We start from the raw sequence: 22,524 nt of genomic DNA, 5'->3' as shown, positions 1-22,524 counted from the left end.
AAACTCACCTGCTATTTCATATATTCTTTTACATTCTCTTTAGTAACAAGCACCGATGGCACCTTATATTCTGCATCCACTTTTTTCCCGGCTTTCAGATCTTCAAGCATCTCAAACGCCTTTTCAATCTCCGCTCTGGAATTCACATAAATCGTTGCAGCCATCTCTCCCGCTTCAACCGCTTTCAGTCCTTCATTTGTCGCATCCAGACCATAAACTTTAATCTGATCCAGCTTTCCTGCTGATTTCAGTACAGGCACTACTCCCAAAGCCATTCCGTCATTATTGCAGACAATCGCATCAATCTCTTTACCGGAAGCCATCCAGTTTTCTGCCAGCGGCGCAGCATCTGTCGCACCCCAGTTTCCAGCCCCTTCAAATACAACCTCTACATTCGGATATTGTTCAAGTACCGTATCATAACCGCCGCAGATCTGATTTGTCGTATCCTGACCGAGCGTTCCTGTCATGATTGCAATCTTGGCATCTTCTCCACAATCCTTAATAACCTGCTCCATTTTCAATTCTCCACCCTGTCTTACATCCACATGGATCAAAGAAGTGATCAACTCCGTTGCCGACACATTATTATGAATAACAAACACTGGGATTCCCGCGTCATGAGCTTCTTTTAATCCTGTCGTCAACCCATCTACACTGCACGGCTCTACAAGAATTGCTTCCGCATTTTCGGAGATCGCCGTTTCAATCTGAGAAACCTGTTTCGTAGCGTCAAGGTCAGCATCCATCAACTTTACGTCATATCCCGCCGCCTCTCCAACTTCTTTAAAATTCTCTGCCATTCCGACCATAAATTCATTCTGCTGATTGCTCACTGTCATGAACACTTTTCCAGATCCTTCTTTTTCGCCTTCTGTCTGTTCTGCTTTCTTATCCGAAGACCCGCCTGACTCACTTGTACATCCTGCAAAAGCCATCATACACATCGCCGCACATACTACCATTGCCAACATCTTTTTCTTCATCTTTTTTCCTCCTTAAAATAGATTTCAGTTTTTCTTTTTCTTTCCTCTCAGATCTAAAAATACAGCAAGTAAAATAATAATTCCTTTAATGATGTTCTGATAAAATGAGTTCACACCCATAATATCGAAACTATTTTGAATAATTGTTAAAATCATTGCTCCAACAACCATACCAAGAACATTTCCCGATCCTCCGGTCATACTGACACCGCCGATTACCGCCGCAGAAATAGCGTTCATTTCATATCCTTCTGCCACAGTTCCGTTTCCTGACGTAATCCTCGAACAGATCAAAATCCCGGCGATCCCCGCTAAAATTCCGCAGAAAACATAAACGAACAACTTTACTCTTGCAGTCGATACACCACTTAAACGAGCCGCATCTTCGTTTCCTCCTACTGCATAAATCCTTCTTCCCAAAACAGTTTTACTCAAAATGATTTGTCCTGCCAAAACAGTAACGACAAGAAAAATCACAAGCGAAGGCACTCCGAGAACTCTGGAATTCGCAATCATGTTAAACTCTTCCGACAATCCGAAGATCGGAGTTCCGTTTGTAAATACAAGCGGGATTCCACGTGCGATTGTCATCATTCCAAGCGTCATAATAAAGGGTGGAAATCCAATGTAGGCTACACCGATTCCGTTTACAAGTCCACACAACGCCCCCAGTCCTACTCCAACCAGTATTACAAGAGCAATCGGCATATCCTTTTCTGCTACCGCCACGGATGCAGCCAGTGTTCCGGATAACGCCATCACAGATCCGACAGAAAGATCGATTCCGCCTGTAATCAAAACGAACGTCATCCCTACGCCGATCACACCTGTAATCGATGCCTGCTTTATAATATTCAGAAGATTCTGTCCCCTGAAAAAGCTTGGACTAATCACAGATAAGACAAGGATCAGAACAATCATAACCCAGAGTATTGCCGTCTTTTTTATAAATTCCATAACAGAATTTTTGCTTAAACTTTTCATTCTTTTTCCTCCTTTCTATACCCTGATGCAAGAGCCATAATATTTTCCTGCATCATCTCTTCTCCTCGCAATTCTCCGGTTTGCTCTCCTTCATGCAGCACAATGATTCTTTGACTTAACCCGATCAGTTCCGGCATTTCTGATGATATGATAATGATTCCCTTCCCTTTGCAGGCTAATTCCTCTATGATTTTATAAATCTCCGCTTTCGCACCGACATCGATTCCTCTTGTCGGCTCATCAAAAATAATAATATCAGGATCGTTCAAAAGCCATTTCGCAAGAACGACCTTCTGCATATTTCCGCCCGAAAGACTTCCGACAATCTGATCCATTCCCGTAACTTTCGTATTCATACGACCGATCATTTCTGCCGAAGATTTCTTTCCTGCTTTCTTATTGTAAAATCCAATTTTCGAAAGGCGGTCTTCAATTACAGAAACCGCATTATCTTCAACCGATGCCATCAAATTTAAACCATAGCGTTTTCTGTCTTCTGTTACAAGTGCGATTTTGTGCCGGATCGCATCCTTCGGACTCCGTATTCTAACGGGCGTTCCATTGATTTCAATCTCGCCTTCCTCTAATTTTGACGCTCCGAAAATTGCCATCATCAACTCAGTTCTTCCTGCTCCCATCAGTCCGGCAATCCCAAGTTTTTCACCTTCGCGAAGTTCAAAATTGATCTTTTTAAACTCACCTTCCCGTGAAGCATTCTTTACTTTAAGGATCACATTTCCGATCTTGCTCTTACTTTCCGGGTAAATTTCCGTAATCTCACGCCCTACCATTGCCTTGATCAAATCATTTGGACAAAGCTGTTCTGTCTTCTTTGAAAATACATACTGTCCATCTCTAAGCACAGTAATACGGTCTGAAATTTGAAACAATTCCTCCATTTTATGTGAAATATAAATAATCCCTGTTTCTTTTGCTTTGAGCATCTTTATATTTTGAAACAATTTCTCCACTTCCGCTTCCGTAATAGCGGAAGTTGGTTCATCCATTATAATAATCCTTGCTCCGTAAGAAAGCGCTTTTGCAATCTCCACCATCTGCATTTCAGAAACGCTCAGATCTCTCATCAGGGCAGACGGATCCAACTCGATTCCAAGCATATCCAAATATTTTTTCGATTCTCTTTCCTGTTCTTTTTTATCGATAAAAATCCCTTTTCTTTTCTCTTTTCCGAGAAAAATATTTTCAGCAATGGACATATCTGGAATCGGATTCAATTCCTGATGTATCATGGCAACCCCGGCTTTGAGCGCCTGATCCGGATTCGCGTATGCTTCGTCCGATCCAAGAACAGAAAGACTTCCCGAATCCTTTTTATACATTCCCATCAATATTTTCATTAATGTAGATTTTCCTGCTCCGTTTTCTCCGATCAAAGCATGGACTTCCCCTGAGAAAAGATCAAACTGTACATTCTTCAGGACTTTATTTGTCCCGAAAGACTTACAGATTTCTTTCATTTCCAGTAGTTTTTCCATAAGCCCCTCCTCAACAGTTTAAAATTCCTCCGCAAAATCAGGTACTTTTACTTCTGCCCCATCATGATCTGCTGATTCCTGAGCGCAAATGCCTGCCGCCGTATAATTTGCCGAGCGAACAGCATCCATATATGGCTCTCTTTCCTCTACGATCGCATTGACAAATTCATTACAGAGATGAGGATGGGATCCACCGTGTCCGCTTCCCTGAATAAAGGACGGCTGATTCGGGTCTTTAATAGCAGAACGCAGCGTATATTTTTGAATCTCTTCCGGCAGTAGTTCCGCCGTATCCGGAGCTGTAAACTTCGTAAAATCATCAATTCCGGTAAAAATCGTATGCCCTTCATCCACTGTCGGTTCCCACTCAAATGACATTTTATCTCCATAAACATCAAAGCATTCTCTTACCTGACGCACTGTCTCAAAAAGACATCGATGTGCCTCTGCCACAATATCACTGTTTCTCAGTCTGAACGTCGCAGTTTCTACTGCATACGGACATCCATAATGTTCGGCTCTTTCTTTGCTCACTCTTCCGCTTCCGAGACAGCGTACGCTCTCAGGAGTTGTTCCTGCCAAATCTAAAATCGGTGACAATACATGTGTGCCATACCAAAACGGCGGAAATCCCTGCCAGTAATCTCCCCAGCCTTCCAATGACATATTCTGCATATGATCTCCTTTTAAATACTGGATCTTTCCAAGTTCTCCCCTCTCTTTCAATCCCTTAACATAAAGATATTCTCTTGTATAAAGCGAAGTCTCCATCATCGTATAGATCTTTCCAACTTCCTTGGACGTCTTTACGATATCCCTTAATTCATCCAAAGATGTCGCCATAGGAACTGTACATGCAGTATGTTTTCCTGCTTTAAGCGCTTTTATAGTCTGCGGATAATGTTCTTTGATCGGTGTCACAATGTGAATCGCATCTAATTCTTCACAAGAAACCATATCATCATAATTTGTAAATCTTAACTCTTCCGGAATTCCAAGTTCCTCTCCCGCTTTCTTCAATGTTTCAGGATTTCTCGTACAGATTGCCACTTTATCAACAAGCGGATGATCACAATAAATTGCTGCAAATTCTTTTCCGAACCCAAGTCCTACAACTCCAATATTGACTTTTTTCATTCCTGTTCCTCCTTTTTTATCATCTCATTTATCGTCTCTACACTGATTTCCCCTTCCATGGGACCAAATGCCGCTGTATTAACCGCACCTGCCGCAGCTGCCATTTTTGCTGCCTCTGCAATCTCCTTACCTTCACATAGTCCGCAAATAAACGCTGCGTCAAAACTGTCACCGGCTCCGGTTGCATCTACCGGCCGAATCTTGTAAATCCCTGTTTCGACTGTTTTTTCCCGTGTATAAATTCTCGATCCTCTTGATCCTTGCTTTAACGCCAATATCTCAAGTTCCCCATTTTCAAAACAGCTTTCGACAGCCTCTTTTACAGTTTCTTTTCCTGTCAACAAAAGAAGTTCTTCCTCTCCAGGCAGGAAAACATTCGTCAGCTGCATCAGATTTTCCACAATATCGTCCGTTTCTTTTTCGCCGATCAGTTCTTTTCTGATATTGGGATCAAAAGAAATCTTTGCTCCCATCTTTTTTGCCATCTGTGCCGTTTTTAAGATTTCTTTCGCGAATTCCACATCTGCAAATAAAGAACATCCCATCACATGAAAATACCTGAGTCCTTTCAGCACATCTTCCCGCGGGGCTTTCGCCTCAACAGCAGGGGTATTTCCCATGTGAAAAATGAACTTTCTGGAACCGTCATCAAAATATGTTACAATAGCACACCCTGTAGAATTTTTCGGATCTTCAATCACTTGGGATACATCAACCCCATCATTTTTCAATCTGTCCAGCAGACACTTTCCGAAATCATCTTTCCCTACTCCTCCGATAATTCCGCCCTCGTGACCAAGTCTTGCCACCGTATCAATAAAAATTGCCGGCGCTCCGCTTGGATAAGGTCCCCGAAAAAGTCCTGCTTTATCTAACGGCTCATTTTCTTTCGTCCGCATAATTTCCACGATCATCTCGCCCATGGTCCAAATTTCTGCCATTTTACATCCTCTCCTCAAAATGTAAACTCATGTTTCAAAAATACCAGTGACTCTTCAATATAACGATCCAGCATTTTCTCATCCGCACTTCCGCTTAAATCTCTCCATACTTTACAATCCCGGCCAACATCGCCACCCTGCAAAAGAAACGGTTCCATAACAACGCCTTTTTCATATTTGATATCTCTTAACGCCCTTCCGATTTCCCTCCACGGGAGAGAACCCATTCCTGGCAGCTTCCGATTTGACTCTCCCACATGGAGATGTCCTAAATCTTCTCCCGCAAGCCGAATTGCCTCCGGAATATTATCTTCTTCAATATTCATATGAAAAGTGTCAAGAAGAAGATTGACCTTTTTACTGCCGACTTGTCTGCAATACTCTAATCCTTCTCTGCAGTCTGTCATGATATATGTTTCATAGCGATTCAACACTTCCTGGCAGCACTCAATATCCAATTCTTCCGCCACTTTTGCAACTTCTTTCATCCCTTCAATACTTCTCTCCCACGCCTTTTCTTTATCTGTGATCTCAAACTGACATGGCCAATATGAATACATCGCTCCGACAAGTGATTTCGAACCGACTTTATTCATAGCTTTTAAGATGTCGATCAGATATTCAACGCCTGCTTTCCGTATCTTTGGATCAGGAGAAGAAAGATCTTTATCTTTCGCCGGTCCTATATTCGCCGTCAATGTCATATCCATATCTTTCGCCACACGACTCAATTCAGACAATTCATAATCTGTCATTTCCAACAAATGCGGAGCTCCAACCTCTAAAATGTCAAATCCAATATCCGAAACTCTCTTTAATGTTTTTAAATAATCACAGTTCCATTCGGTTCCCCAATAAGAATACAATGTTCCAAATTTCATCTCCGTCCTCCTTTTTCGTGCTCGTGCACGTTTTGTTGTATTTATAGTAACACGTTAATTTTATTGTTTCAATACTATATATTTACCATTTTTAATGTTATTTTTTTGTATATTTTTCACATCTTTTATATCGATATATAGTTTTTATATAAATTTCTATAACTCCTTATTTTTTCCAACTAGACACGAGCACGATATTGTGCTATATTATTAGCAAGAAAATTGGTATTATATGGGAGGTGATTTTTTACATGGCGGTTACAGTAAAACAAATCGCAGAACTGGCGAACGTCTCTCGAGGTACTGTAGACCGGGTACTGAACAACCGATCCGGAGTCAGTGAAGCAACGCGCCAAAAGGTTTTAAAAATTGCAGAAGAACTGCACTATGAACCAAACTTTCTTGCCAAGGCTTTAGTATCAAAAAAGGAATCTATAAAGATTGGGGTCATCTTAACCCCAGACTATAATCCCTTTATCCATGATATTATTGCAGGAATCGACCGTGCTAAAAAAGAATTTTCCGCTTTCGGAATCGAAGTGATCATAAAACTGATGACCAGCCTTGATCCTTCTGAAGAAATCCGAATTATCAATGATTTAACAGAAAGCGGTGTCAGCGGGATGGCTGTTTTTCCGCTCGACCATCCGAATGTTTATGCGCTTCTTAATTCTCTCATCGAAAAAGGAATTGCCATAATTACTTTCAACTCTCCTGCCCCGGAAGTAAAAAGTCTATGCTTTATCGGACAGGATCATTATAAAGGCGGAAGAACCGCAGGCGGATTAATGTGTAAGATTCTTCCCAAAGATGCCAGAATAGGTATCATTATCAGCAGTAAAAAACTTTCATGTCACCAGCAAAGACTGCTTGGTTTTCAAAACAAGCTTTCGGAAACACGACCGGACATCAAGATTGTCGGCATTTCCGAAAATCAAGACAAAAAAGAAGATGCGTTCCGCATCACTTTAGAATACTGCAATAAACTTCCTGATCTAGACGGAATTTACATTACAGGAGGCGGTATTGCCGGAGTTGGCAGTGCTTTAGACATCATCGACGATTCTGAAAACATCCATGTAATCTGCCACGATCTTACAGAAGGTTCTATCCATCTGCTCCAAACACAGGTTGTTGATTTTGTGCTCGGGCAGGAACCGGTAAATCAAGGATATTTATTGATTAAAACCTTATTTGAATACTTGATTAAAAACATTACTCCCCGCAAGATTATCGATATTCCGGTCACAATTTCTACGGATGAATCTTATAAAGTGGAGGAACACTAGCCAAATGTTATTATTTTCTTTTCACTAAAATACGCCAAAGCTTTTGCTGCGGCGTATTTTTATTGAAACTAAAAACGGTTCGGACACCCCTTCGTCCGAACCGCTTTTCTCTTCTTATTTATCCTGCACTGTTTCTCTGAGTTTTTTTGCCGCAACTTCTTCTTTGATCTGTGCTACAAACTCTTCCAAACCGCACTGTCCTTCATCTCCGGCAAACCTGCTTCTTACAGATACTTTGCCTTCCTCTTCTTCCTTTGCTCCTACTACAAGCATATACGGGATTTTTTTCATCTGTGCCTCACGGATCTTATATCCGATCTTCTCTGCCCGGCTGTCAATCTCGGCGCGAATACCCGCCTCTTTCAGATCTGCAAGAACCTTACCTGCATAATCAAGATATTTATCAGAGATTGGAAGCACCTTCACCTGTACCGGAGCAAGCCATGTCGGGAATGCTCCCGCAAAATGTTCAATCAAAATACCGATAAAACGCTCAATCGAACCGAATACAACACGATGGATCATAATCGGTCTGTGCTTCTCTCCGTCCGCTCCCGTATACTCAAGTTCAAACCGAAGCGGAAGCTGGAAGTCGAGCTGGATCGTACCGCACTGCCATGTTCTTCCAATAGAATCTTCCAAATGAAAGTCGATCTTAGGACCATAAAATGCACCGTCGCCTTCATTTACAATATATGGAAGTCCGATATCATCAAGCGCGCTTCTCAGAGCGTCTGTCGCCATCTCCCAATCTTCGTCACTTCCCATACTGTCATCCGGACGAGTAGAAAGTTCTACATGATACTTAAATCCAAACAGACTGTACACTTCATCAATCAGTTTTACAACACCTTTGATCTCATCCTTGATCTGCTCCGGCATCATGAAGATATGTGCGTCATCTTGTGTAAAACAACGAACTCTCATCAATCCGTGAAGCTGACCTGATTTTTCGTGCCGATGCACAAGTCCAAGCTCACCCATGCGGATCGGAAGATCCCGATAAGAACGAGGCTCTGATTCATATACAAGTATTCCCCCAGGACAGTTCATCGGTTTAATTGCAAAATCTTCTTCATCGATCACTGTCGTATACATATTTTCTTTATAATGATCCCAGTGTCCCGATGTTTCCCATAAATGACGGCTCAGCATAATCGGCGTATTAATTTCCACATACTCTGCCTTGCGATGGATTTCTCTCCAATAATCAAGCAGCGTGTTTTTCAAAACCATACCGTTTGGAAGGAAGAACGGAAATCCCGGACCTTCCTCGCGCATCATAAACAATCCAAGCTCTTTTCCAAGTTTTCTATGATCTCTCTTTTTCGCTTCTTCGATCATTGTTAAATATTCTTCCAGCTCTGCTTTTTTAGAAAAGGCAGTTCCGTAAATTCTCTGAAGCATTTTGTTGTGCTCGTCACCTCTCCAATACGCTCCGGCAAGACTCGTCAATTTAAACGCTTTTACCGGTTTTGTCGTCATAAGATGAGGACCTGCACACAAATCTGTAAATTCCCCTTGTGAATAGAAACTGATTGTCTCCCCTTCCGGAAGATCTTCGATCAATTCTACTTTATATGGTTCATTTTTTTCTTTAAAATAAGCGATAGCTTCTTCTCTCGGCATTGTATACTGCTTGATTTCCAGATTTTCTTTCACAATCTTCTTCATCTCCGCCTCGATCTTATCCAAATCTTCAGCAGTAAGAGGTGTTTCCCGATCTACGTCATAATAAAATCCATCTGCAATCGACGGACCGATCGCAAGTTTTGTATCCGGATAAAGACGTTTGATCGCCTGCGCCATAATATGAGACGCCGTATGGCGGAAAGCGCCTTTTCCTTTCTCATCATGAAATGTCAGAATATTCAATTCACAGTCGCGGTCGATCACAGTTCTTAAATCAACTTCCTCTCCGTCAACTTCTCCTGCTGTGGCAGCTCTCGCCAATCCTTCACTAATATCAAGCGCAATTTCATAGACGCTCATCGGCTGTCCGTATTCCTTGCTTGATCCATCTTTTAATGTGATCTTCATCTTTTTCTTCCTTTCTTTTCTATTATTCTTCCGTGTTTTGTGAAATGCTTTTACGATCTAATCCGGATCAGTCAGAAAAACCAGCTTCCTTATTCAGAAAAATACGATTTTTCTTTCCTGTCCGCACACATAAAAAAGGCATTCACTTCGGAATGCCTCTTATCTATGAATCTATACTGCACGGAAACATTCCACACAGGGACGGGAAAACTCCCGCGGTTCCACCCTGCTTGTTTTCGACAGAAAACCATCTTAATTCATGTGATGATAACGGAATCACCGTGCCGTATTAAGGCCGCTCCGAGGTGGTATTCAGTCAGCCGGAACATCAGGATCCTCGCACCATACAGATCCCTCTCTGAGATGACCGGACAGCTTACTGTCCTCTTCAACACTTTCATAATTATTTTCACTTTACAACGGCTATTTTACATCAAAACAAGAATATATGTCAAGACTGAATCTCTCCCGACAGGAGATAATCCATCAACTGATCTCCTTTTGCGCGGAAAATCCCTGTCTCCTTAGCTGTCCGCTCAGAATACTCTTCCTGACCTTCCACTGCATTTGTACTGTCATACAACAAATACGGAACAGGATCTCCTGTATGTGTACGCACACGAACAGGGGTCGGATGATCCGGAAGAATCAGTATTCTATAGTCTTCCCCTGCCTGTTCAAGACCGTCTGCCACAGGACCGATCACAAACTCATCAATCAGTTCAATCGCTTTTATCTTATCTTTCACGCTTCCTTGATGTCCCATTTCATCCGGCGCTTCAATATGGACATATACAAAATCATAACCATCCGCTGTAAGAGCCTTTACCGCCGCTTCTGCCTTTCCTCTGTAATTTGTATGCAGTCCGCCATTCGCGCCTTCTACAGTAATGTTATCCATCTGCGCACCGACAGCAATTCCTTTCAGCAGGTCAACCGCAGAGATCATCGCTCCTCTGACTCCGTTTTTTTCCATAAATGAAGTCAGCGCCGGACGGGTTCCCGCTCCCCAAAACCAAGCCGAATTCGCCGGATTTTTTCCCTCTTTCCGACGTTTTACATTGATCGGATGATCTTTTAATATATCAAAACTTTTCACCATCATTTCCCGAAGGACTTCATCTTCCGGAAGATATTCCCCGATTTTCTTTGTTAATATATCATGGGGTGGAGTCAACTCTGTCACATGCCCGTTCTTTTGGATCAACAAATGGCGATAACTCGTTCCCACATAGAATTGATAACCTTCTTTGGCAAGTCCCTCTCGCAGCGCTTCTACAAGAACCGCTGCATCCTCTGTCGATATTTCGCCGGAACTGTGATCCAAAATCGTACGTTCCTCATAACAGTCTTCTTCTTCGGTCAGCGTGACAAGATTACATCGAAACGATACATCCCCATCATCCATCTGCGCTCCGATACTCAACGCTTCCAGCGGAGAACGTCCTGAATAATAAACTTTGGGATCATATCCGATCACGGACAAGTTCGCCGTATCGCTTCCCGGAGCCATTCCTTTCGGAACAGTCTGAACCATCCCAATCTCCGACGTTTTTGCCAGACGATCCATATTCAGCGTCTTCGCCGCTTCAAGCGGAGTTTTTCCCGAAAGAGACTCTATCGGTTCATCTGCCATTCCGTCACATAAAATAACGATATATTTCATAATTTTGTCCTCTTTGTCTACTCTTCAATACGAATCATATGAAGGATTCCATCAAATTTCTCTGCAATCTTCCTATATGATCCTTCTGTCATCTTTTCTGTCATGATACCAAATTCGTTTTCAAGACCTTCTACATTCACAAACGTTACTGATCCAAACGCCGCTTCTGTCTCTTCCCGGCGCATATCTTCATCGCCGCTGATTCGTACAAAGAAACGTTTCTGGGTATCTTCGATCGGAAGAAGTTCCAGCTTTTCATTTTTCCACATCGTCATAATGTTTCTGTGAAGATGCTTCGCCTCGTCTACAACATCTGCCACAACTGCGCTGGCTGTCGGAAGCTTTCCTGCTCCGCTTCCATAAAACATTGCGTCCCCGAGCATATTGCCGTTTACAAACACTGCATTAAATACGCCGTTTACATTATAAAGCGGGTGTTCACTTCCAAGAAGCGCCGGAGCAACGATTGCGTGAAGGTGATCTCCATCGCGCTTGCTTGATGCAAGAAGTTTGATCGTCATTCCCATCTTCTTTGCATATATCATATCTTCTTTTGTAATCTTCGTAATTCCTTCTGTATAAATATCTTCAAAATCAACCTGCTGACCGGAAATAAGAGAAGAAAGGATCGCAATCTTACGGCATGCGTCATAGCCTTCTACATCCGCCTCCGGATTACGCTCTGCGAATCCGTTATCCTGCGCTTCTTTCAAAACTTCATCGTACTGAGCGCCTTCATAGAACATTTTCGTAAGCATATAGTTTGTCGTTCCGTTTAAAATTCCGGTAATCTCTTCGATACGATCCGCCGTCAAAGAAGAATTCAAAGCGCGAATAATCGGGATTCCGCCGCCAACACTCGCCTCAAACAGGAAATTAATCTCCCGCTCTCTTGCAATAGACAACAGTTCTGCACCATGTTTTGCCACAAGCGCTTTATTGGAAGTTGCAACACTTTTTCCTGCTTCCAAGCACCGTTTCACAAATGTATAAGCCGGCTCTACTCCGCCCATCACTTCAACTACGATCTGTATTTCTGGATCGTTAATGATCACATCAACATCATGCACGATCTTCTCCTGTATCGGATCTCCCGGAAAATCTCTCAGATCAAGAACATATTTGACATTGATTTTATCTCCTGCTCTCTGACTGATAACATCCTGATTTCTGCCGATTACCTCAACAACTCCCGAACCGACTGTGCCATATCCCATTATCGCTATATTTATCATCCTATTCTTCCTTTCCTATCCCTTTTTCTGTTCGTAACATTTCCTAACACCAATATTAGCCAAAACAGGCTTCCGATTATTCCTCGGATGCCTGTTCTGTATTTGCACTTAAATATGCGTTGATAAACGGATCAATATTTCCATCCATCACTCCGCCTACGTTACTCACTTCCGCATTCGTCCGGTGATCTTTCACCATCGTATACGGCTGCATGACATAGGAACGGATCTGATTTCCAAAATTAATATCCCTTACTTCCCCCCGGATATCAGACATTTTTTCCGCCTGTTCCTGCTGTTTCATCAAATAAAGTTTTGATTTCAGCATCTGCATTGCCTTATCTTTGTTCATATGCTGTGAACGTTCATTTTGGCATTGAACAACAATTCCGGTCGGAAGATGCGTAATTCTGACAGCAGACGACGTCTTGTTGATATGCTGTCCTCCCGCTCCACTGGATCGGTATGTGTCGATCTTCAGATCATCGTCATTGATCTCTATATCAATATCTTCCTCTATATCAGGAATCACATCACAGGAAGCAAATGATGTCTGTCGTTTTCCCGCTGAATTAAACGGAGAAATACGCACAAGACGGTGCACTCCTTTTTCTGAGCGCAGATACCCATATGCATTCTCGCCTTTCACTTCGAAAGTCACGCCTTTCACACCTGCCACATCTCCCTCGAGATAGTCAAGTTCTTCGATACTGTACCCTTTCTTCTCCGCCCATCTCGTATACATCCGGTAAAGCATCCCGGTCCAGTCACAAGACTCGGTACCGCCGGCTCCGGCATGAAGTGTTACAATCGCATTATCTCTGTCATAAGGCCCTGTAAGTAATGTCCCGATCCTCAATTCTTCAAACGTCTCTTCAAACTGCTGCAGCTCTTCCTCGATCTCCTGCGCCGTTTCCTCTGCATCTTCCTCCTCGCTCATCTCGATCAGAAGCATCATATCCTCGTAATCAGAATACAGCTTTTCAATCTCTTTCACGGAATCCTGCAACCCTTTTAACTCTTTCATCACCTGTTGGGAAACTTCCGGATCATCCCAAAATCCCGGCTCTTCCAATCGTTTCTCCAACTCTTCAACCCGAAGCTTCTTAGAAGCTAAGTCAAAGTGAATCCCTCAAATCTTTCAGCGGCTCTTCATATGCACTCAGTCTTGACTTCAGTTCATCTAACAAAACCACCTTGATCACCTCTTTCATTTATTCAATCTTTTTCTGATTTCTGCTCTCTCATATCAGATTTCCATCCTGCGGTGTCTGTTACACCGGTTTTCTTCCGCAGCACTGTTTATATTTCTTTCCGCTTCCGCAAGGACACGGATCGTTCGGATAAACTTTCTTATCTTCTCGTTTTTTCGGAGCGCGTACAGAAGTATCATCCTTATTTGTTCCCGTAACTTTCGCTACTTCTTCTCTTTCTACTTTCTGCTCAACACGGACATTGAACAATGTACGGATCGTTGTCTCCGCAATCATATTTGTCATCTCGCCAAACATATTGTAGCCTGTCATTTTATACTCTACCAACGGATCTCTCTGTCCATATGCCTGAAGGCCGATTCCCTGACGAAGCTGATCCATATCATCAATATGATCCATCCATCTTGCATCGATTACTTTCAGAAGAACAACACGCTCTAACTCACGGATCTGTTCTGTCTCCGGGAATTCTGCCTCTTTCGCTTCATATGCCTTCACTGCACGTTCTTTCAAAAGGTGTTTCAGTTCTTTTTGACGCATGTCAAGGCACTCTTTCTCACTCGGAAGTTCCATCATCGGAATAATCTTATGCAGATTCAGTTCCAGACCTTTTACATCCCAGTCTTCTGCGTCTGCCTCAGGAGATGCGAACCGGTCTGTGATGTTTTCAACATATTCCGTAATCATGTTATATACAGTATCTCTCATGCTTTCGCCGTCAAGAACTCTTCTTCTTTCTCCGTAAATAATCTCTCTTTGTTCATTCATAACCTGATCATACTCAAGAAGGTTTTTACGGATACCGAAGTTGTTTGTCTCCAACTTCTTCTGCGCCGTCTCAATGGCATTGGAAAGCATCTTATGTTCCAACTGTTCTCCGTCCGCAACTCCAAGCGCATTAAACGCTCCCATCAGACGGTCTGAACCGAACAGCCTGAGCAGATCATCTTCCAGTGAAATATAAAATCTTGATTCACCCGGATCTCCCTGTCGACCAGAACGTCCTCGAAGCTGATTGTCAATACGTCTTGACTCATGTCTCTCTGTACCGATGATCTTCAAACCGCCTGCAGCTCTCGCATCTTCATCAAGTTTAATATCCGTACCACGACCTGCCATGTTCGTCGCGATCGTTACCGCGCCGTGGATACCAGCATCCGCTACGATCTCTGCTTCCTGCTCATGGTATTTTGCATTCAGGACATTATGTTTAATGCCTTCTTTTTTCAGCATACCGCTCAAAAGTTCGGATACCTCGATCGTGATCGTTCCGACAAGCACCGGCTGTCCTGTAGCATGCGCCCGTTTTACTTCTTCCACAACTGCATGGTATTTTTCCGCTTTTGTTTTATATACCGCGTCTTCAAGATCTTTTCTCTGAACCGGTTTGTTTGTCGGAATTTCTATAACATCCATCCCGTAAATATCACGGAACTCTTTTTCTTCTGTAAGAGCCGTACCTGTCATACCGCTCTTCTTCTCAAATTTATTAAACAGGTTCTGGAATGTGATCGTAGCAAGTGTCTTGCTCTCTCTGCGGACTTTTACATGCTCTTTCGCCTCGATTGCCTGGTGCAGACCGTCTGAATAACGTCTTCCCGGCATGATACGTCCTGTAAACTCATCGACGATCATAACCTCGCCTTCTGCATTCACAACATAATCCTGATCTCTGAACATCAGATTATGAGCGCGCAGCGCAAGAATGATATTATGCTGGATCTCCAGATTCTCCGGATCGGCAAGGTTCTCAATATGGAAGAATTTCTCTACTTTTTTCACACCGTCTTCTGTCAGGTTGATCGCCTTTTCTTTCTCGTTGACAATGAAATCACCTGTCTCTTCAATATCTTCTCCCATGATCGCATTCATCTTGGAGAATTCTCCGCTTGCCTCGCCGCGCTCAAGCTGACGGGCAAGAATATCGCAGGCTTCATAGAGCTTCGTAGACTTTCCGCTCTGTCCTGAAATAATAAGCGGCGTTCTCGCCTCATCGATCAAAACAGAGTCAACCTCATCGATGATTGCAAAATGAAGTCCTCTCTGTACGAGCTGTTCTTTATATATGACCATATTATCGCGCAGATAGTCAAATCCAAGTTCATTGTTCGTTACATAAGTAATATCACAGTCATATGCCGCACGGCGCTCTTTATTATCCATTCCGTTTAAGATGACGCCAACCGTCAGTCCGAGAAATTCATGTACTTTTCCCATCCATTCTGCGTCACGCTTTGCCAAATAATCATTGACCGTAACAATATGGACACCTTTTCCTGAGAGTGCATTCAGATAAGCAGGAAGTGTAGACACAAGTGTCTTACCTTCACCTGTACGCATCTCGGCAATACGACCCTGATGCAGAATAATACCACCGATAAGCTGTACTCTGTAATGGCGCATACCGATACTTCTCCATGCTGCTTCTCTTACAACGGCATAAGCCTCAGGCAGAATATCATCAAGTGTCTCGCCTTCATTCAGTCTGTCCTTAAACTCCTTTGTTTTTCCTTTCAGTTCCTCGTCTGACAGCGCCTCCATTGCAGGAGCAAGAGCTTCGATCCGGTCTACGATCGGATAAATCCTTTTCAGCTCATTGTGGCTGTGGGTTCCGAAAATTTTTTCTATAATACCCATATTCTGTAATTAACTCCTTATATAAATTTAGCATCGGTAATAGCTCCGATGCCACCGCTATTCTTCATTTTAACACTAACCAAAGCGTAATTCAATACTCAAAAATTGTTTTAACAACCATACTTGCACCGCCGTTTACAAATAAAAATGATACTCTTATGTCGGAAATAATATCCTTATTCAGAATCACCGGAAGTGCCAAAAGGCACATTTCGGGATTGTAAGTGGTCGCCGAAGTCCCGGGCAAGCCCGGACTTTGGCTCGTCTCCATTCAAAAAGCACAGAACCCTTTACGAAGGCTCTGTGCTTTTCTCATTTCATCCACACACAATATTTGATTATCCTATGCCGATTCTTTTCTAATTAATCTATGCTCTTTTTCTTCTTTTGAAAATAACAGCTGCTGAAGCTGCCAGAATCAGCATCCAGAACATGAGCGGCGTCTGATCGCCTGTCTGAACTGCCTGACCTTTCTGTGAATCCGGAGTTTTATCTCCGTCTTCCTTAACGTCATCTTTTTTCACAAGCAGTTTCTCTGCATCTTCTAACGCTTTTAACATATCTTCAACGTCTTTTGCCGTCGCTTTCTTGTCTTCCAATACCGCTTTTGCTTTTTCCAAGACGTCTTTATATGCTTTCACTGATGCATCCGTATATCCGCTTAAGTCTTTCTTTTCAGCCGCTTCAATTACTTCTTTCAATGCTTCTAACTGCTCTTTGCCTGGCTTTTTGTCTTCTTCCTGCGGGTTGTCTTTCTCTACGAGAAGCTTGTCTGCGTCTTTTAATTCTTTCAGCATCTTTTCCACATCTTCTGCCGTTGCTTCTTTATCTTCTAATACTGTTTTTGCCTTTTCCACGACATCTTTATATGCTTCTCCAGATGCTTCTGTATATGTGCTTAAATCTTTCTTTTCAGCCGCTTTGACAGCTTTCTTTAATTCCTCTAACTTCTCTTTGCTCGGCTTCAGTCTCAAATCAGCCGCAGCCTTCTGCAATTTAGCCAAAGCGTCGTCTACATCTTTCTGTACTGCCTTGTCGTCTGCGAGAACTTCCTGAGCTTTATCATATGCTGCCTTAAAACCTTTCCATGTCGAAGGAGTATACTGATCTTCTTTATCTGCATATTTCTTTACGAGATCTACATAATTCTGAAGATCTGACTTATTCACTTTATCCGGATTCGGTTTTGCAGTCAGTCCGCTGATCGCAGTTTCAAGATCCGTCTTTGCCTGATCTACTTCAGTCTGTGAAGCATCTGCGTTTTTGAGTACGTTCTCAGCCGCTGCCAGCGCTTCCGTATACTTTGATGCAGAGTCTTCCGTATATCCCGAAAGATCTCCATACGCTTTTTTCGCCTCTTCGACTGCAGCCTGCAGTTTTGTGAAATCTGCGCGTTTTACAAGTCCGTTTGCCGCTGTATCAAGCGCTGCACGAGCCGCCTCGATATCCGCGTCAAGTGCATTTTCATTTTTCAAAACTTCATTTGCCGCATCCAGCGCGTTCTTAAACGGCTGCCATGTAGCCGGAGTATAATCTTCCTCTTTCTTATCGCTTACCGCATCAACAAGTATCTTCAAGCTTGTCGTATCACCTGTAAAGTCAAGCATATGTACGATTTCAAGCAATTCTGTGTAGGCTGCGTCAACCTGATCCTGAGATGCCTTGTCATCATCTCTTACCTGAACTGCTTTTTCCAATGCTGCATCTAACGCTTTTTTCACTTCAGGAACTACGTTTTCGTATTCCGTTTTTTCTTTCGCGCTCTGTGCGTATCCGATCAAAAATTCAAGGAATTTTTTATTTGCCTGTTCCGGCTGCGGTTCTTCTGCTTTCGGAGCCATGATACGGATCTCCGCCGCAGATGCGAAGTTCTTTCCTGCCTGATCTGACAATGTTCTCACTGCGTATAATCTAACATTTGTCGCCTCTGTCTGATCGAACTGTACCCATTTCCATCCCGGATCATTTGTCCATGTTCCTGTTGCCACTTCGCGGTAAGAGTTTCCGTTATCATTACTTACCTCGATACGGTATTCCACGATCATTCCGTTAATTCCGCTGTTTCTCGGAAGAAGACGCAGTCCGTTGACTGTCTTGCTCTCTCCGAGCGCAATGCCGATCCACAGATTGGTCTGATCGTCTCCCGCATATTTACTGTGCCAAAGTGTTGACACATTGTTGTCCAAAACATTTGATGCAGGTCCTTCTGTTCCGGTCTGCGTCTGTGCGCTTCCTGCTGTAGCAGTCATACCTTCTGTCGGAAGGTCAAACTCCTCATTTGCCGCCGGATTTTTCACAGAATAATCTTCTAAAATTTTTGCTCCAAGTGTTTTCAGATCCTGCGGTGTCGCAGTTGTCGGATACTCTTTATTGCTGCGTACCCATTCCCATTCCCACTCAAACCAGTCAATATTGCTCTCATACTCTTTTCCTGAAAGCTCATTCATTCTTGCCGTAATCCAACGCTGCCATCTTACTTTATAAAAATCACCGATCAAACCGGACCACTGACGGTTAGAATAATCTTTCAAACCACCTTTTTCAGCCTGGTTTTTCGATCCCCATGTAGTAACGAGCGCTTTTGCATTGAACTCATACAATTCTTTTGTAAAATCATCTGCATTTTTTGCAAGCGCTTTTGCCTGCTCCACCCATCTTCCAAGAAGGAAGTATTCGCTTGTTCCCGTTACTTTCTCCATATCTTCAATCACTGACATGAATTTGTCTGAATATGTCTTAAAGCTCTCCAAATCTTTCGCACTGAACGCAGCAGACATACCTTTCTGATATTCCTGAGCGCTGTTGGAAAGCACCTGCTGTAAAACATTTGCCAGATCATACTGATATCCTGCGCTGTCTTTCAGCTTATCATAATCAGCTAACAGAAGCGCCGCCGCTTCTTCAAGATCGCCTTTTTCATAACTGATCACCGCGTTGCCCCATGTAGAAGCCGCTCCGATCGTAAGGTTTGGTCTTGCATTTACTACAGACTCCGGCGCTCCCTGTCCGAGACCATTCAGGCTCGCCTTATACACTGTTTCTTTCAGAATATCCCACGCCTGGTTCGCAGATTCACTTTCTGCCCCGTATCTTCTCGTCGCATAATCATCAAGCCATGTATCAAGATTAATTACTTCCATCTGCTGTGACGCATCATCCTGCCAGATCGTCTCGAACAAGAAATCATACAGTACAGGGTTATTCACACTCGCCTCAGGAGTAATTCCGATTCCTGCGATATATTTCGTCTCGTTAAATACTTTCGGAATATTATTTGCAAGGTTATCAAGATGTCCGTGCAGTCCGAGACGTCCGCCGAAGTTGTTCAGCATACAGAACAGCCACGGTGTCTTGTCAAATTCTTCCTCGTCTCCATACGCTCCTGCACCGGGGCGTCCTTCATCATAATGCGGATCTTTCTCTGCGTACAGGTCAAGGATCAGCGCATGATCTGTTCCGTTTTCCACTCTGTCAAGACCGTTTAACAATGCAGTTGTCGGATTCCCCTGCCATGACTGGATGATCCAAACCGCATCTTTATCCGCCGTGATCATTTCAGTCAACACTTTTTCCGAAATGTCCGCAGAATCCATGCCGCCTGTGATACCGCCTTCATGGAACGGGTCTGTCGCATAATAGTTGCTTACGTCTCCGTAAACTTCTTTCTGACACTGATAGAATTTCTTCGCATATTTTTCAAATGTAGAAGATGTTGTCTTAAGCATCGTCGGACGCTGGAAGGAACACCACTCGCCCTGCTCGATTACTTCTGCATTTGGGTCATAATCATGAATATTTGTCGGAACCATACCGCTGTAACCTTGAAGCACAGGCTGCATTCCGAGTTTTCTCATGATAAGCTGGTTCTTTCTAGCCAGCTCTGTTCTCTCTTCAAACCATGAATCATGTACCGGACCTCCGAAACCGGAAAGGTTCGCCATATATGCCCATGCATAATATGCAGGTCCTGCGATAAAGTCTTTAATATCCTCGTGAGAATACCCAAGTTCTCCTAAAAATCTTCTCCACACTTCTTCCTGAGCTGTCGCGTCAAGAACAACATTTACACCGTTTAACGCCAGCCAGTCTAACTCATCGCGCCATTCCTGTTCTCCCCAGAATGCCATAGAATAGGAGAGCGTACAATAGTTATAAGAATAACGAACTTCTGCCTTCGTCTCTTTAAATACTTTTTCTGTTACAGCAGGTTTATTTTCCGGCATATTTGCCTGATCTCCCACCTGCGAAAGATTGACCTGGCAGAAATATTTCAGATAATGGTTCAGTCCTGTCGCAAGAGATACACCGTCATTTCCTTTGATTTTCACCTGATCTCCATCCATGGAAAGTTCAAAATAATCATAACCGTTCTTTTTCGGATTCTCCGCAAGTTCAAGCTTAAACCACTCTTTGTAAGCTTTTCCGAGTCTTCTTTCGATAATACCGTAAACTTCGTTTTTCGTATCTTCTTCGGTAATCGCTACATTATAAGCCGAGTCTTCGTATTTTACTGTATTGATTGCAGGTCTTTTCTGAACTTCTGTCGTGCTCTCTGTTCCTGTCACACGAACTTCGTTCAGTACAGCCGCCGTAGAAGCAGAATTATATTCCATATAAACACGAACGATCCTTGCTTCTTTTCCTTCTGCCTGATAAACTTCTCCGTTCTCAGGATCACAGGAATCTTTTGACGTCTTCTCTGCCAGTTTATCAAAATCTCTTCCGTCCATACTTGTATAGATCGTATACTGAGAATATCCATTCTCCGGTGTATATACTTCTACCGTATCAAGATTGTAGTTTTTCTCCAGATCAATATCTACATAAGACGGATAATATGCTCCTGTCCACTGCGTTTTTTTGCTTCCGTCAGTAATATTTTTCGCTGTATTTTTTCCTGAAGGCGTATGTACCGGTTTCTTAAATGCAATGCTGTCTGTATCCTGTACTTCGATCTCGCTTCCGTACACTTCGAACTCTGCCACTGCCGGCCATCCGTTCTGCGTTCCGCCCTGCGTCTTACAGGAATGCATAACGATCTTCACTTCTGAATACTGCGCCGCATTAAACTTATAAACCTGCGCATAATTATCTGTACGATTCGCCTTTGCGTGATCCGCAACCTTCGTATAGTCGCTGTCACCAGCTTTCTTCGCCAAGATACTGTATTCGAATGCGAAATCAGTGCTGTCCGTATCCCCCACATGCTCAAAAGCAATACGGAACGCATCCATTGTTCTCGCCTCGTCAAAATTCAAAGCAATGTATTTCTCTTCTGTCTGCGCTGCATTGTGGAACTTATACAATGTTGTGTCATTACCGTCAACAAGCTTTGCAGATCCGTCTGTCGGATGTTCGTTTCCATCTGTTGTGATCTTCGCCTGATTTGCAATGTTATTGTAATCAGACACTTTTTCTTCCTGCTCTTCAAACACTTCCACTTCCTGAACCGACGGCCAGAAAGTGCCCTGACTTCCGTCTGAATTCTGCGGATCGGAAAGTGTCACATAAATATGTGTCGCTGACTTCGGAACGTCTGCTATAAACTCTTCTTTTGAATCCACCGTCATTCTCTTGCTTCCGAAATCAATCAGATCGCCTGTAATGCCGTTCTGTGCATATTGAACCGTTACAAGCGCCGTTCTTCCTGTGCTGTTATCCCCGTCTTCCCCAAGTTCCACAGCCACTTTGGAAACACTGCGTCCTTTATCCAGCTGGATCACCGCTGTAGACGGCCACTTTCCCTGTGTCTGCCAGCTTGTCTTCGGATCTCCGTCGTTGATGTTTCCGATCACATAGTTTCCATTCTCGCCGCTCTGCGTACTTGCCGTACCGTCAACAGCTACATTGACAAGTGTTGTCTTCGCTTCTGCCTTTTGCGGAGCTATGCCCGTAAATGCAGTGATGACCATGCAGGAAGCAAGAATCGATGATACGATTTTTCTAATCTTCTTTTGCATTCTTCCACTCCTTTAATTAATCAAATCAGACTTCGGCGACAAATTCATATTTAAAATA

The 22,524-nt window shown here is 43.2% G+C and carries 13 protein-coding genes and 1 other annotated feature; of the genes, 1 reads left to right on the top strand and 12 read right to left on the bottom strand.

Going from position 1 to position 22,524, the window contains the following annotated elements:
• Nucleotides 1–11: 11 nt before the first annotated feature.
• Genes RCH61_RS06510 through RCH61_RS06485 form a run of 6 tightly spaced genes read right to left on the bottom strand, consistent with a single transcriptional unit; the run spans nucleotide 12 to nucleotide 6,425 of the window.
• On the bottom strand, nucleotides 12–986 hold the full coding sequence (locus tag RCH61_RS06510; RefSeq protein ID WP_306480208.1) for a sugar ABC transporter substrate-binding protein: 975 nt from the start codon (nucleotides 984–986) through the stop codon (nucleotides 12–14).
• 24 nt (nucleotides 987–1,010) lie between these two features.
• Complete coding sequence (locus RCH61_RS06505) at nucleotides 1,011–1,970, bottom strand: ABC transporter permease (RefSeq protein ID WP_306480207.1); 960 nt, start codon at nucleotides 1,968–1,970, stop codon at nucleotides 1,011–1,013.
• Nucleotides 1,967–3,466, bottom strand: a complete 1,500-nt coding sequence (locus RCH61_RS06500) for a sugar ABC transporter ATP-binding protein (protein ID WP_306480206.1) — start codon at nucleotides 3,464–3,466, stop codon at nucleotides 1,967–1,969. Before RCH61_RS06500 ends, RCH61_RS06505 begins: the two co-directional genes overlap by 4 nt.
• Nucleotides 3,467–3,484: 18 nt before the next feature.
• Nucleotides 3,485–4,603 (bottom strand): Gfo/Idh/MocA family protein, encoded by a 1,119-nt coding sequence (locus RCH61_RS06495; RefSeq protein WP_306480205.1) that lies wholly within the window; start codon nucleotides 4,601–4,603, stop codon nucleotides 3,485–3,487.
• A complete protein-coding gene (locus RCH61_RS06490) occupies nucleotides 4,600–5,544 on the bottom strand; it encodes a sugar kinase (protein WP_306480204.1) in 945 nt (314 codons plus the stop codon). The genes RCH61_RS06495 and RCH61_RS06490 overlap by 4 nt, the downstream gene beginning before the upstream one ends.
• A gap of 14 nt (nucleotides 5,545–5,558) precedes the next feature.
• Nucleotides 5,559–6,425, bottom strand: coding sequence for a D-psicose 3-epimerase (locus RCH61_RS06485; RefSeq protein WP_306480203.1), 867 nt, complete (start codon nucleotides 6,423–6,425; stop codon nucleotides 5,559–5,561).
• A 251-nt stretch (nucleotides 6,426–6,676) separates the two neighbouring features.
• Between RCH61_RS06485 and RCH61_RS06480 the strand changes: the two genes are divergently transcribed.
• Nucleotides 6,677–7,714 (top strand): LacI family DNA-binding transcriptional regulator, encoded by a 1,038-nt coding sequence (locus tag RCH61_RS06480; protein ID WP_306480202.1) that lies wholly within the window; start codon nucleotides 6,677–6,679, stop codon nucleotides 7,712–7,714.
• A gap of 114 nt (nucleotides 7,715–7,828) precedes the next feature.
• Here RCH61_RS06480 and thrS read toward each other — a convergent pair whose 3' ends face one another.
• The 6 genes from thrS to RCH61_RS06450 form a co-directional block, all read right to left on the bottom strand.
• On the bottom strand, nucleotides 7,829–9,754 hold the full coding sequence (gene thrS, locus RCH61_RS06475; RefSeq protein ID WP_178007315.1) for a threonine--tRNA ligase: 1,926 nt from the start codon (nucleotides 9,752–9,754) through the stop codon (nucleotides 7,829–7,831).
• 194 nt (nucleotides 9,755–9,948) lie between these two features.
• Nucleotides 9,949–10,155: a binding site (T-box leader), on the bottom strand.
• A 50-nt stretch (nucleotides 10,156–10,205) separates the two neighbouring features.
• Entirely contained in the window at nucleotides 10,206–11,420 is a 1,215-nt protein-coding gene (locus tag RCH61_RS06470; RefSeq protein ID WP_178007313.1) for a cofactor-independent phosphoglycerate mutase, read from the bottom strand.
• Between the two features lie 17 nt (nucleotides 11,421–11,437).
• On the bottom strand, nucleotides 11,438–12,655 hold the full coding sequence (locus tag RCH61_RS06465; protein ID WP_178007311.1) for a homoserine dehydrogenase: 1,218 nt from the start codon (nucleotides 12,653–12,655) through the stop codon (nucleotides 11,438–11,440).
• A 76-nt stretch (nucleotides 12,656–12,731) separates the two neighbouring features.
• Nucleotides 12,732–13,851 (bottom strand): peptide chain release factor 2 gene (prfB, locus tag RCH61_RS06460; RefSeq protein WP_442920446.1). Its coding sequence is split into 2 segments (ribosomal slippage): nucleotides 12,732–13,775 and nucleotides 13,777–13,851, totalling 1,119 coding nucleotides; the frame shifts between segments, so codons are not numbered across the junction.
• A 78-nt stretch (nucleotides 13,852–13,929) separates the two neighbouring features.
• Nucleotides 13,930–16,506 (bottom strand): preprotein translocase subunit SecA, encoded by a 2,577-nt coding sequence (gene secA, locus RCH61_RS06455; RefSeq protein WP_306480201.1) that lies wholly within the window; start codon nucleotides 16,504–16,506, stop codon nucleotides 13,930–13,932.
• Nucleotides 16,507–16,874: 368 nt separating this feature from the next.
• Nucleotides 16,875–22,466, bottom strand: coding sequence for an alpha-N-acetylglucosaminidase TIM-barrel domain-containing protein (locus tag RCH61_RS06450; protein WP_306480200.1), 5,592 nt, complete (start codon nucleotides 22,464–22,466; stop codon nucleotides 16,875–16,877).
• Nucleotides 22,467–22,524: the final 58 nt, after the last annotated feature.

The sequence above is a fragment of the Mediterraneibacter sp. genome (genome assembly GCF_030825015.1).
Classification (GTDB): Bacteria; Bacillota; Clostridia; order Lachnospirales; family Lachnospiraceae; genus Mediterraneibacter.
The sequence above is the reverse complement of the archived record's forward strand: the minus strand, read 5'-3'. Positions and strand labels throughout refer to the sequence as shown.

Excerpts from the sequence above, each read along its gene's own strand:
- RCH61_RS06510 (WP_306480208.1), bottom strand. The coding sequence starts at position 986 with ATGAAGAAAAAGATGTTGGCAATGGTAGTATGTGCGGCGATGTGTATG.
- RCH61_RS06505 (WP_306480207.1), bottom strand. The coding sequence starts at position 1,970 with ATGAAAAGTTTAAGCAAAAATTCTGTTATGGAATTTATAAAAAAGACG.
- RCH61_RS06500 (WP_306480206.1), bottom strand. The coding sequence starts at position 3,466 with ATGGAAAAACTACTGGAAATGAAAGAAATCTGTAAGTCTTTCGGGACA.
- RCH61_RS06495 (WP_306480205.1), bottom strand. The coding sequence starts at position 4,603 with ATGAAAAAAGTCAATATTGGAGTTGTAGGACTTGGGTTCGGAAAAGAA.
- RCH61_RS06490 (WP_306480204.1), bottom strand. The coding sequence starts at position 5,544 with ATGGCAGAAATTTGGACCATGGGCGAGATGATCGTGGAAATTATGCGG.
- RCH61_RS06485 (WP_306480203.1), bottom strand. The coding sequence starts at position 6,425 with ATGAAATTTGGAACATTGTATTCTTATTGGGGAACCGAATGGAACTGT.
- RCH61_RS06480 (WP_306480202.1), top strand. The coding sequence starts at position 6,677 with ATGGCGGTTACAGTAAAACAAATCGCAGAACTGGCGAACGTCTCTCGA.
- thrS (WP_178007315.1), bottom strand. The coding sequence starts at position 9,754 with ATGAAGATCACATTAAAAGATGGATCAAGCAAGGAATACGGACAGCCG.
- RCH61_RS06470 (WP_178007313.1), bottom strand. The coding sequence starts at position 11,420 with ATGAAATATATCGTTATTTTATGTGACGGAATGGCAGATGAACCGATA.
- RCH61_RS06465 (WP_178007311.1), bottom strand. The coding sequence starts at position 12,655 with ATGATAAATATAGCGATAATGGGATATGGCACAGTCGGTTCGGGAGTT.
- secA (WP_306480201.1), bottom strand. The coding sequence starts at position 16,506 with ATGGGTATTATAGAAAAAATTTTCGGAACCCACAGCCACAATGAGCTG.
- RCH61_RS06450 (WP_306480200.1), bottom strand. The coding sequence starts at position 22,466 with ATGCAAAAGAAGATTAGAAAAATCGTATCATCGATTCTTGCTTCCTGC.